General features: G+C 59.9%; 15 protein-coding genes. 3 read left to right on the top strand and 12 right to left on the bottom strand.

Going from position 1 to position 14,620, the window contains the following annotated elements; genetic code table 11:
• Nucleotides 1–77: 77 nt before the first annotated feature.
• The 5 genes from AXF13_RS17385 to AXF13_RS10260 form a co-directional block, all read right to left on the bottom strand.
• Nucleotides 78–209 (bottom strand): hypothetical protein, encoded by a 132-nt coding sequence (locus tag AXF13_RS17385; RefSeq protein WP_257721764.1) that lies wholly within the window; start codon nucleotides 207–209, stop codon nucleotides 78–80.
• Between the two features lie 435 nt (nucleotides 210–644).
• Complete coding sequence (locus AXF13_RS10265) at nucleotides 645–2,384, bottom strand: methyl-accepting chemotaxis protein (RefSeq protein ID WP_062253048.1); 1,740 nt, start codon at nucleotides 2,382–2,384, stop codon at nucleotides 645–647.
• A 136-nt stretch (nucleotides 2,385–2,520) separates the two neighbouring features.
• Nucleotides 2,521–2,673, bottom strand: a complete 153-nt coding sequence (locus tag AXF13_RS17125; protein WP_190276342.1) for a hypothetical protein — start codon at nucleotides 2,671–2,673, stop codon at nucleotides 2,521–2,523.
• 26 nt (nucleotides 2,674–2,699) lie between these two features.
• Complete coding sequence (locus AXF13_RS17120) at nucleotides 2,700–2,837, bottom strand: hypothetical protein (protein WP_190276341.1); 138 nt, start codon at nucleotides 2,835–2,837, stop codon at nucleotides 2,700–2,702.
• Nucleotides 2,838–3,328: 491 nt separating this feature from the next.
• Nucleotides 3,329–3,694, bottom strand: coding sequence for a molybdenum cofactor biosynthesis protein MoaE (locus AXF13_RS10260; protein ID WP_008685906.1), 366 nt, complete (start codon nucleotides 3,692–3,694; stop codon nucleotides 3,329–3,331).
• Between the two features lie 78 nt (nucleotides 3,695–3,772).
• Between AXF13_RS10260 and AXF13_RS10255 the strand changes: the two genes are divergently transcribed.
• Nucleotides 3,773–6,523 (top strand): hypothetical protein, encoded by a 2,751-nt coding sequence (locus AXF13_RS10255; RefSeq protein ID WP_062253046.1) that lies wholly within the window; start codon nucleotides 3,773–3,775, stop codon nucleotides 6,521–6,523.
• A 204-nt stretch (nucleotides 6,524–6,727) separates the two neighbouring features.
• Nucleotides 6,728–7,072 carry a DVU0772 family protein gene (locus AXF13_RS10250; RefSeq protein ID WP_062253044.1) on the top strand — a complete coding sequence of 115 codons (345 nt, stop codon included), beginning with the start codon at nucleotides 6,728–6,730 and terminating at the stop codon, nucleotides 7,070–7,072.
• Nucleotides 7,073–7,272: 200 nt separating this feature from the next.
• On the opposite strand, the gene AXF13_RS10245 is transcribed toward AXF13_RS10250, so the two are convergent.
• The 4 genes from AXF13_RS10245 to AXF13_RS10230 form a co-directional block, all read right to left on the bottom strand.
• Nucleotides 7,273–7,941 (bottom strand): amino acid ABC transporter permease, encoded by a 669-nt coding sequence (locus AXF13_RS10245; protein WP_008685903.1) that lies wholly within the window; start codon nucleotides 7,939–7,941, stop codon nucleotides 7,273–7,275.
• 210 nt (nucleotides 7,942–8,151) lie between these two features.
• Nucleotides 8,152–8,910 (bottom strand): amino acid ABC transporter ATP-binding protein, encoded by a 759-nt coding sequence (locus AXF13_RS10240; protein WP_009301964.1) that lies wholly within the window; start codon nucleotides 8,908–8,910, stop codon nucleotides 8,152–8,154.
• A gap of 3 nt (nucleotides 8,911–8,913) precedes the next feature.
• Complete coding sequence (locus AXF13_RS10235; protein WP_062253042.1) at nucleotides 8,914–9,606, bottom strand: amino acid ABC transporter permease; 693 nt, start codon at nucleotides 9,604–9,606, stop codon at nucleotides 8,914–8,916.
• A gap of 138 nt (nucleotides 9,607–9,744) precedes the next feature.
• On the bottom strand, nucleotides 9,745–10,488 hold the full coding sequence (locus AXF13_RS10230; RefSeq protein ID WP_008685900.1) for an ABC transporter substrate-binding protein: 744 nt from the start codon (nucleotides 10,486–10,488) through the stop codon (nucleotides 9,745–9,747).
• Nucleotides 10,489–10,810: 322 nt separating this feature from the next.
• Here AXF13_RS10230 and wbaP point away from each other — a divergent pair, with 322 nt between their 5' ends.
• Nucleotides 10,811–12,211 carry an undecaprenyl-phosphate galactose phosphotransferase WbaP gene (gene wbaP / locus AXF13_RS10225; RefSeq protein WP_062253040.1) on the top strand — a complete coding sequence of 467 codons (1,401 nt, stop codon included), beginning with the start codon at nucleotides 10,811–10,813 and terminating at the stop codon, nucleotides 12,209–12,211.
• Here the strand turns inward: wbaP and AXF13_RS10220 are convergent.
• The 3 genes from AXF13_RS10220 to AXF13_RS10210 all read right to left on the bottom strand — a co-directional run bounded on the left by AXF13_RS10220 (nucleotide 12,205) and on the right by AXF13_RS10210 (nucleotide 14,433).
• Nucleotides 12,205–13,320, bottom strand: coding sequence for a glycosyltransferase (locus tag AXF13_RS10220; RefSeq protein WP_062253038.1), 1,116 nt, complete (start codon nucleotides 13,318–13,320; stop codon nucleotides 12,205–12,207). The two genes, wbaP and AXF13_RS10220, sit on opposite strands and share 7 nt — an antisense overlap.
• Nucleotide 13,321: 1 nt before the next feature.
• Nucleotides 13,322–13,789, bottom strand: coding sequence for a 3-hydroxyacyl-ACP dehydratase FabZ (gene fabZ / locus AXF13_RS10215; RefSeq protein WP_062253036.1), 468 nt, complete (start codon nucleotides 13,787–13,789; stop codon nucleotides 13,322–13,324).
• 98 nt (nucleotides 13,790–13,887) lie between these two features.
• On the bottom strand, nucleotides 13,888–14,433 hold the full coding sequence (locus tag AXF13_RS10210) for an OmpH/Skp family outer membrane protein (RefSeq protein WP_062253034.1): 546 nt from the start codon (nucleotides 14,431–14,433) through the stop codon (nucleotides 13,888–13,890).
• Nucleotides 14,434–14,620 lie beyond the last annotated feature (187 nt).

Here is a 14,620-nt window from a genome sequence, read left to right as displayed (position 1 = left end):
GGGTCGCATTCCTTATCTCAGAAGGAATGCAACCCTTTAAAAAAATATACGAAAAAAGATCCGCTTCGCTCAGCGGTTCAGTCTCTCTCTCTCTCTCTCTCTCTCTCTCTCTCTCTCTCTCTCTGCCGCAAAGAATGGCGCACCGGCCCGGCGCCGGGCCGGTCACAGCGATTCAGGGAATGAAGGAGATGTCCGCTTAGCTGTCTCATGTCACTCCTGCGCGGCGAACAGCTTTAAGCGCTGTCCGGCACGGCGCCACTCCTGGAATAATCCGTTTCTGATCCATGGGCTTGTCGCCCGGAACGCCGCTCTCCGCATTTCCGCCTGGCAGCCCCACCTGGGCGCTGTCCGGGAATCGGCGCATAATTTGCCAATTACCTTTATATCGTAATAAAATGAACTATCTTTAGTGTAAAATGCTGTATTTATAAAATTAAGTAAAAAATTCATAAATTATGGCGTGTTATTTCCCTATAAGAAAACCTATTCAGTGTAAAATAAAAACAGAATATTTGTTGAAAAATTAAATCATTATATTTCATAAACAGCAACAGATGTAACAATAAAAAAGACGCCCCGCCGTCTGTTGCGGAGCGTCCTTACCGGCAGCCGGAAGAAGAGAGCAGGCTGCGGGATCGACCTTGTTATGCCTCTTTCAATTCCTGGATCAGATTGGTCAGACCTTGGGCTTGGGCGGCCAGGTCGGACACGGCCTTGGCGGCCTCTGCCATGGCCTCGGCGGTCTGGCGGGCCATGTCGTTGACCTGGACGATGGACTGGTTGATTTCCTCGCTGGCGGCGGACTGCTCCTCGCTGGCCGTGGCGATGGCGTTGACCTGGTCCGCCGTGGCTTCCACGGTGGTCACAATTTCTTCCAGGGCCGCGCCGGATTGGCCAGCGAGTTCCGTGGCTTCTCCGATGCGCTCCACGGCCTGATCCACGCCGGTCATGCTTTTGGATGTGCTTTCCTGAATGGCCTTGATGGCGTTGCCCACATCCTGAGTGGAGGCCATGGTCTTTTCAGCCAGTTTGCGCACCTCGTCAGCCACCACGGCGAAACCGCGCCCGGCATCGCCCGCGCGGGCGGCCTCAATGGCCGCGTTGAGGGCCAGCAGGTTGGTCTGGTCCGCGATGTCCGAGATGACGCCCATGATCCGGGTGATGTCCTGGGCGTGCCCGTTAAGCTGGGTCATGTCGTCCTTGAGCTCCAGGGACATCTGATGGACCTGATCAATGCTGCGCACGGCCTTTGCCACCACTTCGGCTCCGGCTTCGGCCTTTTGCTTGGTTTCGGCGGAGGCATTGGAGGCGGAACCGGCGTTTCTGGCGACTTCCTGAACCGTGGCGTTCATTTCGTTCATGGCCGTGGCCGCTTCGGACAGGCGCTGGGCGGACTCGGCCGCGCCCCGGTCGGACTGCTCGATCTGGGCGGAAAGCTCGGTGGAGGCGGAGGAAACCACGCTGCCCACCTGTTCCAGCTTGTCGGCGGCCACCAGCATGGCCTCGGTTTTGGACTGGGCCTCCTGGCTGGCGGCCTCGGCCCGCTGCATGGCTTCCTGGGCTTTGCGGGACTGCTCCCTGGCGTTTTCCGACTCGCGCCGGGCATTCTCAATGTTGGTTTCCAGGGCGTTGACCATTTCCACAATGGCCCCGTACACTCCCATTTTTTTACTGCCGTCGTCGATATTGTAATCGCCGTCCACCACGCGGTGGGCGATGGCGTTCAGTTCGCCGGGATCCTTGCCCAACTGGCGCACGGCGTTACGCACGATAAGAATGGTCAGTCCCACGGCGATGAGAATGGACAGCATGGTCAGGCCGATGCCGATCATATTGCTTCTTGCGAACATGGCGTCGGCCTCGGCGTTCATGCCATCGGCGTTTTTCTTGGCCGCCGCCACCAGAGCGTTGAGAGCGTCGCTCAGTTTCCGGTAGGAAGTATGCGAGTCCCCCAGCAGCAGTTGAACGGCTTCTTCCGTATGATTTTGCCGGGAGATGTCCAGCATCTTGTCGGACAGGGCGTAGTATGCGTTCAGACCGGTATTGACCAGTTCCAGAACCGCCTTGACCTCTCCCTCTTTGACAAGGCCGTTGAGGTCGGCCAGATAGCCGCTGGTCCTCTTTTTTCCCTTGGCCAATTCCTTTTCATCATTTTTCATCACTGCGGGATCAGTGGCGTAGATGTGGAGCACCTCCGCGATACGGTATTCCGAAACGTCATTATTCAGCTTGCCCGCCAAGTCAATGACCGGAATATTTCTTTCGCCCATGACTGTGGCTGTCTCATTGATGCTTTGCATCTGCATCAAGAGATATACTGCAAGAATGGCGATCAGCACAGTTAGTGAGCCCATGCTGGCGGAAATTTTAGTGGACAGTTTCATCTGCGTTTCTCCTTTGAGTGGGGGGGGATCATGGGCGATGTTGTGGAAGGATTGGCCGGCAGGGGATGCCGGTCGAAAATAAAAAGCCCGCTTCTCCCCAGGCCGGGAGAAGCAAGGCTGATAACGGCGGGACCGGTTAACAGGCGGGGATTGATCCCGTTAATCTCTCTCTCTCTCTCTCTCTCTCTCTCTCTCTCTCTCTCTGCCGCAAAGAATGGCGCGCCGGACCGGCGCCGGGCCGGTCACAGCGATTCAGGGAAAGGAGGGGATGTCCGTTTATCTGTCTCATGATACTCCTGCGCGCGGCGGACAGCTTTAAGCGCTGTCCGGCACGGGCCACTCCGGAATACTCCGTTTCTGATCCATGGGTTTGTCGCCCGGAACGCCGCTCTCCGCATTCTCGCTGTCGCGCCTGCGCAGCCCCACCTGGGCGTAGTCCGGGAATCGGCGCATAATTTGTCAATTACCTTCATATCGTAATAAAATGAACTATCTTTAGTGCAAAATGTAGTATTTGTAAAATTAAGTAAAAAAACAACAAAAATGAACAAAATTATGGCGCTGTATTTTCCTTATTTGCAAAATATGCCGTGTGGAATGGAAGATTGCATATCAGTTGAAAAATTAAATTATTATATTTTATATAGTGCGATGGATGCAGCAATAAAAAGGACGCCCCGCCGTCTGTTGCGGAGCGTCCTTACCGGCAGCGGAAGAAGAGAGCAGGCTGCGGGATCGACCTTGTTATGCTTCTTTCAGTTCCTGGATCAGATTGGCAAGCCCCTGGGCCGGGGCGCTTTGTCTGGCCATGTCGTCGAGCCGGACAATGGACTGGTTGATCTTCTCGCCCGCGGCTCAAGCCGCCGCGCGAAAAGCCGGACTATCCGGCTAATCGCCGGGCGCAAGCGGCCGATAAGGCAGGAAGAGGGGAAGACGCGCCGGTCTCAGGCCTCGTGGTATTCCTGCTTGATGACGGCTTCGGCCTTGATCCGGTCCAGCAGTTCGGCGAACGTCGCTTTGACATGCTCGCGGATATCCCCGGCCACCACCAGAAAGAGCAGGTCGTCGCCGGGTTTGAGCAAGCCCTCCTCGGCCTGGGCGACAATGGCGAAAATGCCGGGGCGCTGTTCCATCTCGCGGCAGATTTCGCGCATTTTCGCGTTGTCATGGCTGACGCGCACGGCGCTGACCGGCGCATGGTCCTTGCGGGACCAGCCGCGCACCACGCCGTTGTGCACGAGCATCATGCCCACGTGTTCGGTGAAGCCGGGGCGGGCTTTGAGTTCCTGAAGAGTTTTGTTAATATCCATGAAGACCGCCTTGGTTGAAAGAGTGGCTGATTGCGGCAAGTATATATGCAGGCCGCCCGGCCATAAAGGATTTTATTGATGGCGCAGTTATCGCAGCTTCTGGCCCGCCTGCCCGAGGGCAAGGACGTGCACATGAGCACCATGGGCCATGTGCTCTGGGTCTGCTGGCACAACAATCTCACGCCGGCGGTGAACCAGACCCTGCTCAACTACGGCGGCATGCTGGTGGGCGAGGAGCGCGAGCAGGCCCTCTGGTTCTTCTTCACCGACGACGTTTTTCTGGCCCTGGCCCGGCTGATGGTCTGGGGCAATTTCAATGAACTGGCCGTCAGCATTGAGCTTTTCCCCGGCCGCCTGCAACTGAGCAGCAAGCGCGACGCCGGTCTTTCCCTGGACGGCGCATTGCGGGCCCAGGAAATGCTGGTCAGGGACAGTCTGGAAGTCTGGGTGCATCCCAAGAGCCGGGAAGGGCGCAGCGCCCTGCCCGGCATCTCCTTTGAAAGCCGTCCGGGCCGCCAGGGCATGGCTTCCGTGGACTGGGCCACGCCCGTGGTGGACGTGCGCATGCCGTACTCCTCCACCCAAGCCTGGTTCGCCATTTTGCACCCTCTGGGCAGCCCCCTGGACAAGGCCTTTCAGAACGGCTGGAGCTCCATGTTCAAGCGCGTCGAGGCGCTGCTGCAAAAGCACAAGATCAAGTCCATCGTGCACGAAACCTTCGTCATGGTGGCCGTGGACAATCTGCTGATGCTGCGCACCTTTTTGCGCGACTATCTGCGCAGCTTCGACAAGGAGCAGAACGAACCCGGCACCTACTGGCCCTGCGTCTGCGTGGTTGCCGACCGCAACAATCTCAATTTCAATACCGACCTTCCCAAAAAAATCGGCCTGCAATGGGACAATCTGATGCCGGATTTCCCGTACATCAGTTATCGCAATGCCTATCTGTTGGGCGACGGCTTCACGGTGCGTGATCTGCGTTTTACCGGCGAGCAGGCCAGCATGGACAGCTGGTGCAACGTGCTGCTGGACGAAAACAGCATCAGCGTCCGTTCCATCCCCCTGCTCATGGCCGGGCGGCTTACCGTGGGCAGCAGCGGAGCCGGGGGCTGCTTTTATTGCGGCATTCCCAGCCATACGGCGGCGGAGTGCCCCACGCGCACCTATTTTCCGAGCAGGCCTGAAATCTGGGACGAGTTGGCGGGCCTGGACCTGGAAAACATCAACGAGGCCTTCCGGCGCATTGAGATGGTGCTGGGACAGGACAGCGTGGAGGGCTACGAGGAACTGCTGGAGGGCAAGGACGACGCGGCCCTGCTGATGCAGGCCGTGCTGGACATCAACGGTCCGGGCCAGTTGCGCAACGTGCCCCGGCACTGGCTCTACCGCATGCGCGAGCCGGACCAGGACGAGGAAAAGCCCACCCGCGACGACAGCCCGGCCTGGGATCTGCTGGACCAGTTGGCCCGCGCCGCGTCCGACGAACTGTCCGATCTCGAAAAAAAGGTACTCCAGACCATTACCCGCCACCAGCGCGATCCGCGCCTGCGCATGGTGCGGGCTTTTCTGCTCATTGAGAAGAATGATTTCAGCCATGCGGCGGCCTGCTTCCGCGAAGCGGCCAGCCTGACTCCGGCCCCCACGCTTCAGGCCTGGAATGAATTTCTGCAGGGACGGCTCTCGGAAGAGCAGGGCCAGTACGGCCCGGCCATCGAGCAGTATGCCCAGGTCTGGCGGGTCATGCCCCAATGGCGCGACGTGCAGTACCGGGGCATTGTCTGCCGGGTCAAAATGGGCTTTGCCGAGCAGGTGCTGGAGCAGATCACTAAGCTGGTCCGGGAGGAGCCTTCCTATTTCAACCGCGTGCTCATTGATCCCGGACTGGAGCGCGGGCGCCTGCTGATCCTTTCCTCGCTCTATGATCTCTGGGCCGAGGCCAAGAAGAACGCCGAAGAGGAGCGGACCAGAATCAACGCTCTGGAGGCCCGGCTCAATGACTGGTTTCCGCCGGACCATCCGGTGCAGTTGCAGCTCGGAAGCAAGATCCATAAGCTGGAAGCTCTGAGCAACATCAATAACTATATTGCGTTTCTCCAGGTGGTGGAGCAGCGCCCGGTGCTGGAAAAGGAGCTGGAAGAAAGCATCCAGCGCGAGGTGGAGGAGCTGCGCAACCGCTACAAGTATTACCTGGACGTGTTGCAGGAAATCCGCGACGAGGCTTCCTGGTTCCCCTTCCCCTCTGTCCTGCGCGACTTCAGCAGCGATTTCAACGAAAGCGCGGGCATCATCAACTGGGCCTTTGCCTGCAACTTCAACGAGGCCGAAACCTTCAAGCGCGCGCAGGACACCACGCCCCGGCTCAATGAATTGCTGCGCAATCTGAAAAAGCGTCTCAAGTTCCTGCGCATGGTACGTGACGGCACGCTTTTCGCCCTGACCATGGGCAAGACTTTTATCTGGGTGGAGATTGTGGGCCTGCTGTTCTGTTTCATCGGCGTGCCCATCGTGGTCTTCTGGGGCGACAGTCTTTATCTGGGCTGGCTCAAGAATCTGCTGGGCGAAAATCAGTGGTCCATCCAGAAAGTGCTGGCGGTCATTATCACCATCATCGCCATCGGCATCGGGGCCCTGCACACCACCCTGGTCTTTGATCGCAAGCGGGAAAAACTTCTGGAGCAGGCCCGCGATCAGCGGGAAAAGGCCCAGCAGATGCGCCTGGAACGCATCCGCCGCCAGCGTATGGCCGAGGCGGAAAGCGCCCGCCGCAGTCAGCGGGCCGAAAGCGGGCGGGAAGTGCAGCGCCAGCTCAAAGAGCGGATGAAAGACTGAACCGCCTGGTGGCGGGCCGGGGTTGCCAGATTTATTAATAAATATTATTAATAAATAGAGGGGTTGATACACGGAATGCGTCAACCGCTCTGTAAAGATTTGTCCGTAAATCCTTGTCGTGAAATGCGAGTAGTCGGGTTTTGCTCGTCGTAAACGAGCATTTCAAGCGTTAAATGCTCTAAAGTCCGTTGCAAGGAGGCTACCATGCCGAGCCTGAAAGATTTCGCGCTCTACGATATAGATTGGAATCTCACGCCGGAACATGCGGTGACCATGTATCTGGAATGGGGCAACAACGACTGGCATGCCGAATACCCGCCGGTGCGCTCCAAAGAGGATGTTTCCCATTATTTTGTGGTGGACAGTTGGCAGGACCCGCCGGTGGTGCGTCTGGTGCGGCGTAATTCCGAGCGGGCCGACGATCTCATCAGCGTGCCTCTGCCGGACAGCCTGCTGGCGGATTTCCGTCAGGCCCACGGCACGTGGCGCGGCATCAGCGAACCTACCCCCGGGATCAAGGCCTGGCTGAAAAGCGAGCTGGAGCAGTAGGGAGTTTCAGACGAGAAACCCTTGCCGCGCGGAAAGATGCAGCTTTTCACGGACGGCTTTTACTGAGGGCGGACCCCGGAAGTTGCCGCGCAGCGGCATTGCATCTGAATTGCGACAACAGACAGCCGGTCGTCGGTCGGGTTCGTACCGCAAAAGTACGCATTCCGTCCGGCGGCCGGCTGTTGTGATGAACGGTTTTGTCAGCGTGCGCCGAAGCCCGGCACATGAAAGCGTTTTTCCAGCCAGCGCAGCAGCCAGGTGGCCAGGGTGACCATGATCAGATAGTAGGCACCCACGGTGATGAAGACTTCGGTGAAGCGGAAGGTGTCCGAGGCCACCACCTTGCCTTCGCCCATCAGTTCCATGCAGGTCACCAGATAGGCCAGGGAGCTGTACTTGATCAGATAGATGATTTCATTGCCGCAGCCGGGCAGGGCCCGGCGGGCGGCCTGGGGCACAACGATCCAGGCCACGGTCTGCCAGGTGCTGAAGCCCAGGGCCTGGGCCGCGCGGATCTGTCCCTGGCGGATGGAAAGCAGGGCCCCGCGTATATATTCCGACTGATAGGCCGCCGTGCAGAGGATGAAGGAAGTCAGGGCCGCGCCGTAGGGCGCGAAATAGATGCCCAGCTTGGGCAGGGCGTAGTAGATCATCATTAATTGCACGGCCAGGGGCACGCCGCGCAGGATGGCGGTGTACCAGTCGCCCAGGCGGCGCAGCCAGCGCGGGCCGAACGTGCGCATGCAGCCGATGAGCACGCCGCCCACAAAGCCCAGACTACCGGCGGGGATGATCAGGGCAAGGGAGACCAGCAGCCCCCTGTTCAGGGCGGGCAGCAGCTCATGGCTGAAAAAGACCGTATCCAACATGCGTGTTCCCGGTGGCTAGTGTCTGATTTTTCAAATCAGACACACAAAACCAGTAGGGTTTTGCGGCGGCGCAGCCGCCGTGAGTCAGCGAAAAACCATGTTTTTTCGCTGACGATCCTGCGAAAATCGAGAGCATACCTATGCTCGGAATGTTTACAATTCGCAAACCCGTAAGGACCTGCGCGCCGCCGCAGGCGGCGTAATATCTCTCTAGGCCCCCATTTCCAGAAGGCGGGCGCAGAAATCACGGGTGCGCGTGGCCGAACCCTCGGCCAGCAGGTCGTCCGGAATGCCCTGTTCAATGATTCTGCCGCGCTCCATGAACAGGATTTCCGTGGCCAGGGCCCGGGCGAAATCCATCTGGTGGGTAGCCATGATCATGGTCATGCCGCCGCGCGCCAGATCCCGGATCACGGCCAGCACTTCGCCCACCAGCTCCGGGTCCAGGGCCGAGGTGGGCTCGTCCAGCAGAATGACTTTAGGGTCCATGGCCAGGGCCCGTGCGATGGCAACGCGCTGCTTCTGGCCGCCCGAAAGCTGGGCCGGGTAGAGCAGGGCGCGCCGGGCCAGGCCCACGCGGCCCAGTTCTTCCAGGGCGCGGGCCTTGGCGTCCCTGCGGGACATGCCGCGCACCTTGCGCAGGGCGATAGCCACATTTTCCTCGGCCGTGAGGTGGTCGAAGAGATTGAAATCCTGAAAGATCATCCCCACCTGGGCGCGGAAGGCGCAGAGCTTGCGCTTGTCGCGCATCTCCAGGCGTTCGCCCTCCAGCCAGATTTCACCGGAATCCGGCGGAATCAGGCAGTCGATGCACTGCAGAAGCGTGCTCTTGCCCGCGCCCGAGGGACCGATAAGCACCTTGAGCTCGCCCCGGCGGACCGTCAGCGAGCAATTGTCCAGAATAGGCCTGCCGCCCAATTGCTTGGAGATACCCTCAACCCGCAATACCACTTCCTGTTCTGCGCACATGGCTTACCCCGCTCCCATGCCTTCCATGCCCATTCCCGTGGAATAGCCCGGCACATGGACGTTGTCTTCCAGGCGGCGCAGCAGTTTGAGCACCACCAGCGTCAGCACGAAATAGATCAGACCCGCCGCGGCGTAGAGCGCCAGATGCTCGTGGGTGCGCGCGGCCACAAAGGAGGTGCGGGCCATGATGTCCTGAGTGCCCAGGACGTAGCAGATGGCCGAGTCCTTGAGCAGAATGGAAAATTCGTTGGCCCAGCCGGGGATGGACAGGCGCAGGGCCTGGGGCAGAACAATGCAGCGGATGCCCGTGAAATCATTCATGCCCAAGGCGCGCGCCGCCTTGAGCTGCCCTTGGGGCAGACTTTCGATGGCCCCGCGGAAAATCTGGGACTGATAAGCCGTACTGGTACAGCCGAGCACCAGGCAGCAGATCAGAAAGGGATCGGCAGGCAGGCCCAAGCTGATGAACAGGCCGTAGCAGAGAAAAAGCAGCACCAGAATGGGCACGCCCCGGAAAAACCAGACGTACAGCGCCACCAGCCGACGCAGCCACGGGCCGCCGTAGACCTGGCCCACGGCCAGCGGCACGCCCAGCACCAGCCCCATGGCCAAGGACGCGGTCACGTTGCCGATGGTCACGAAACTTCCGGCCAGGATGGCGGGCAGGGCGTTGAAAACGACGGTCAGTGAATTCATGGGCAGCGCCGGGCAGAAAATTTGCAGTCAAATCACCGCGCAACGCGGACCGCCGGAAAAGCCCGGCGGTCCGCGCCGTGTCGCGTTGTCACGGCAGGACGCGGGAACGAATGTCGAAGGCGGCCGGGCCGCCTCCGCTTACTTGTTCAGATACTTTTTCTGCAGTTCCTTCCAGTACGGATCGGCCATGAGCTTGCGGTAGCCTTCGTCGATCAGGGCGCGCAACTCTTTGTCGTCCTTGCGCAGAGCCACGCCGAAGCCGTCGGGCTTGCCGTGGGTGCCGGCCTTTTTCACGGCGCGGCCCTTGGTGATGGCGTCGTCGGCGGGCAGTTCGTCCATGAGCGCGGCCTGGATGCGGCCGTTGAGCAGGTCTTCCACGGCCAGAGGCGCGGATTCATAGAAGCGCAGTTCAAAGGGATACCCCTTTTCCTGCTGCTCCTGCTTGATGGCGTTGGCTTCGGAAGTGCCGCGCTGCACGCCCAGCTTGATCTTCTGGCTCAGGATGTCTTCAGGCGTCAGCTTGGAATCGGCGGGCACCAGAAAAACGCGCGAAACGGTCCAGTAGGGATCGGAGAACTGCACCATCTTGGAGCGTTCCGGCGTGATGCTCATGCCGGAGCCGACCATGTCGATCTGTTTTGCCAGCAGGGCCGGAATAATGCCGTCCCAGGCCATGGGTTTATGGGTGATTTCCACGCCCATGGTCTTGGCGATCCAGTTCAGGGAATCCACGTCAAAACCGGCGGCCTGGCCGGTCTTTTCATCCATGTAGGCAAAGGGCGGGTAGTTGGGGTCAATGCCGTTTACGTAGCTCTTTTTGGCAAAGGCGGGCACGGCGGCCAGCAGCGAAGCCAGCAGTGCGCAGACAAAAAATTTTTTCATGCTCATTTTCCCCCATCGAAAGAAGACAGAACAACAGACTGCGGCCTTGAACGCGTATGCGTCGGCCGGACCCCGGCAAAACAAGAATTTTTTGTAACAGAAGCGCGCGCCTGACGCAAGGTCGCTTTCGCCGGAAGGTTGTCCGCCGCGCGGCGGAGGTGCGGAGGTCTTGTGCTCCATGCCGAGGCGGGCTATACTAACAAAAATATAATGTTGAAAGTACGTCTGGAAGGGCGCGGCCCTGCTCGTGTTTTCAGGCAAAGCGTGGCGAACGGCGTCTGTGATCTGTGCCAGCCTCTTACCGCCTACGGTCAAGTCAGTCATGTCCCAGTTTTCTCCCGCCATCCGCCTGTTGCGCCGCTTCGGCCTGTCGCCGCAGAAAGTTCTGCTTGTGCTGTCCGACCTTCTGGCCCTGCTGGGCACGGCCATTGCGGTTTTTTTGCTGCGTGCGGCTTTTGACAATCTTGACTCCATCCTTTACCGCTGGGTGCTGCCGCTTTTGCTGCTGGGGCCGCTGCTCGGCGCAAGCCTGGGCCTGTACCAGAGCATCAGCCTGCCGCCGCACCGCGAACTGAAAGCCCTCTTCCTGATGATCAGCCTGACGTATTGCATGATCCTGGCCGCGCTTTTTCTGGCAAAAACCGGGGACCTGTATTCGCGCTTGGTCATTCTGGGCAGTTGGGCCGCCACCATTTTTACCCTGCCCACCCTGCGCGGCATCTGCCGCCGCCGCTTCTGCCGGAAAAGCTGGTGGGGCAGGCCGTTGATCATTCTGGACCGTAGCGACCGGGGGCGCGATCTCTGGCACTACCTCAGACGCCATCCGGAGCGGGGCCTGATGCCGGTGGAAATTTTCGGCCTGCCCGATGATGCACTGCGCGTGCGGGAACTGCTGGGCACCGCCGCGCGGCGCTGGCCCAACGCCATAGCCTTGATTCTGCAAAAGGTCGGGCAGGGGCAGGTGCTGGATTACGTCACGGAAGTCAACCGCTACTTCAGCAAGGTGCTGCTGGTGCCCTCCTTCGGGGAAGACTTCAAATGTTACTGGCTGACGCCGCGCGACCTGGGCAATGTCGTGGGCCTGCTCTTGCGCCAGAATCTGCATGATAAACGCCGCTTGCGGATGAAGCGCTGTATTGATCTCTTTTTCTGCCTGCTGATCCTGCCTGTGCTTCTGCCGCTGGGCCTGATTCTGGGCCTGCTGATCCGTCTGGACAGCCCCGGTTCGATCCTGTACCGGCAGCAGCGTATCGGCCAGGGCGGCCGGGCGCTGCAAATCTATAAATTCCGGACAATGGCGGCCAATGCCGACGCTGTGCTTGAAGACTGGCTGGCTCGCGACCCCGCCTTGCGTGAGGAATGGGAGCGCGACCACAAGCTCAAGCATGACCCCCGGGTCACCCGCATGGGGGCTTTTCTGCGCAAGACCAGCCTGGACGAGCTGCCGCAGCTCATCAATGTGGTTCTGGGCGGCATGAGCCTTGTGGGGCCGCGCCCCATTGTGAGCGGGGAAATCGAGAAGTACGGCGAAGTCTATGACGAATACTGTCGCGTCAAGCCCGGCATCACCGGACTGTGGCAGATTTCGGGCCGCAACGACACCAGCTATGAGGAGCGTGTGGCCTACGACCACTATTACATCAACAACTGGTCGGTCTGGATGGATTTGTGGATTCTGGGCAGAACCGTGCCGGTGGTGCTTTCCGGCTATGGCGCTTATTGAATTTCCGGCGGACGGCTTTGCGCCGTCCGCGCCAGTTCCACCTGCCGCGCGAATTCCTGTCTGAAGCGCTCCTCGCCGAAGCTCTCGGCGTGACGGCGCAGTAGCTGGGGGTCAAAATCCCGCTCCCGGCGTTCGAACTCCAGAATGGCGGATTCCACTGCCTCCGCACTCTGTTCCGTGAAAAAGAGTCCGGTGACGCCGTCGCATACCGTTTCCGTGGCGCCGCCCCGGCCATAGGCCAGTACAGGCGTGCCCGAGGCCGCCGCTTCCAGGGGGACGATGCCGAAGTCCTCTTCGCCGGGGAAAAGCAGGGCTTTGCTGCGGGCCAACAGATCCGCCACCGCAACGTCATCCTGACGGCCCAGAAAGCGGACGCAGGGCGCGGCTTCGGCCTGTAGGGTTTTAAGCGCCTCTCCTTTCCCGACAACCACTAAGGGCCGATTCAGCCGCGAACAGGCCTTGACCGCCAGATCAACCCGTTTGTAATGCGTCAATCGGCCAAGGCAGAGATAAAACTCCCCGCCCGGCCGCTCACGCGCGGTAAAGGCCGCGATATTCACCGGCGGGTAGACTACCGCCGCCTCACGCCGCCAGTGCTTACGGATGCGCCGGGCCACAGTGCGCGAATTGGCCACGAAATGGTCCACCCGAAAGGAGCTGGCCAGATCCCAGCGCCGCAGGCCCGGCAGCAGCAGGCGCATGCCCAGACGGGTAAGCGCCCCGGCCGAGGCCATGTAGTCGGGCCAGGTATCCCAGAGGTAACGCATGGGCGTGTGGCAGTAACAGACATGCAGGCTGTCCGCGCGGGTGATCACGCCCTTGGCCGGGCCGGACTCGCTGGAAATGACCAGATCATAGCCCGTGAGGTCAAGCTGCTCCAGTGCCAGAGGCATGAGCGGAAGGTAACGCTGGTACTGCTTCCGGCTGCCGGGCAGACGGTTGATGAACGTTGTTTCAATATGGTGCCCGGCAATGTCCGGGGAAAGGGCCCTGCGGTCCAGCACATGGGTGAAGATGTCGGCTTGCGGGTACATGCGGCAGAGCGCTTCCAGCACCCGCTCGCCGCCGGCCATGCCGACAAGCCAGTAGTGGACAAGGGCCACGCGCATCTCAGGCTCCCGGTCTGTCGCCGATGGCGGCCGTAATCCGGGCCTCGGCGGCCAGCTTGCCGTCCACAAAGGCGCGGGCTTCCATCTTGCAGAGCTTCAGCTTCATGCGCATATTGGAGCATTCCAGGTCCAGGCGGTCGCCGGGAACCACCTGACGGCGGAACTTCACGCCGTCCAGGCCGGTGAAAAGAAAGAGTTTGTCCGCGAGGTCGCCCATGCCCGCCGCGGCCAGCAGACCGCCGGTCTGGGCCAGGGCCTCCAGGATCAGTACGCCCGGCATGATCGGCACGCCGGGAAAATGGCCCTGGAAAAAGGGTTCGTTGACGCTGACGTTTTTATAAGCCTTGATATGCGAGCCCGGCACGCATTCCACCACCCGGTCCACCAGGAGAAAAGGGTAACGGTGGGGCAGAATGCTCAAAATGCGCTGAATATCCATAGCCTGGCTCTGAGTGACCGTATCCTGCATATGTTCTCCCCGGCGCGTCCGGCGCCTGTGGAAAGATAGAAAAAAAGCCTCTCGCCCCGTCAGGGTCGAGAGGCTTTGCGACGAAAAATGTCCGGCGCTTACTTCTTGTCGTCCTTTTTGGGACCACCGGCCTTATACAGCTTGTTCACCTCGGCCAGCACGTCCTGGGTCAGGTCCATGGACTGATCGGCATAGAGCACGCCGCCGGCCGTGACGTCCACCACGAAATTGAAGCCCTTGGCCCGGGCCACTTCATAGGTGGCGCTGAACACCAGGGTAACCATGTCCTGGCGCAGCTTAACCTCGTCCTGTTCCACCTTGCGCAGGAAATTGCGGGTCTTCTGATCCAGTTCCTGCTTGGCGCGGATAAAGGCCAGCTTCTTTTCCTCACTGGCTTTGGGATTCTTCAGGTCTTCAGCCTTTTTCTTCAGCGCTTCGCCCTGTTTTTCCAGGCTCTGGCGCTCCTTGCCGTATTTGGATTCCATCTGTTTTTTGGCGGCCTGGGCGGGCTCGCTCTGCGTGGCTACGGTCTGCATGTCCACCACGCCGATTTTAGCCGCGGGCACGACGTTTTCATCAGCGGCGAAAGCCGCTCCGGCCAGCAGCAGACAAGCCGCAAGGGTCATCAACACAACATTACGCATGAAAGTTCTCCTTCCCCAATTGCTGAATTTTATGCCGCCCTTGCGGAACAGGTATGCCCACGCGCCGTAAGAAGCTCGTCTCTAAAATTATTCCGGACGGGCCGATGCAAACACGAGAGATCGCAAAAAAAGCCCGGTCCGCTTGTTGCGCGCGGCTTTGCGATGCTCGCGGCGCAACTGTGAAACA

It is taken from the genome of Desulfovibrio fairfieldensis, assembly GCF_001553605.1.
GTDB classification, from domain to species: domain Bacteria; phylum Desulfobacterota; class Desulfovibrionia; order Desulfovibrionales; family Desulfovibrionaceae; genus Desulfovibrio; species Desulfovibrio fairfieldensis.
The sequence above is the reverse complement of the archived record's forward strand: the minus strand, read 5'-3'. Positions and strand labels throughout refer to the sequence as shown.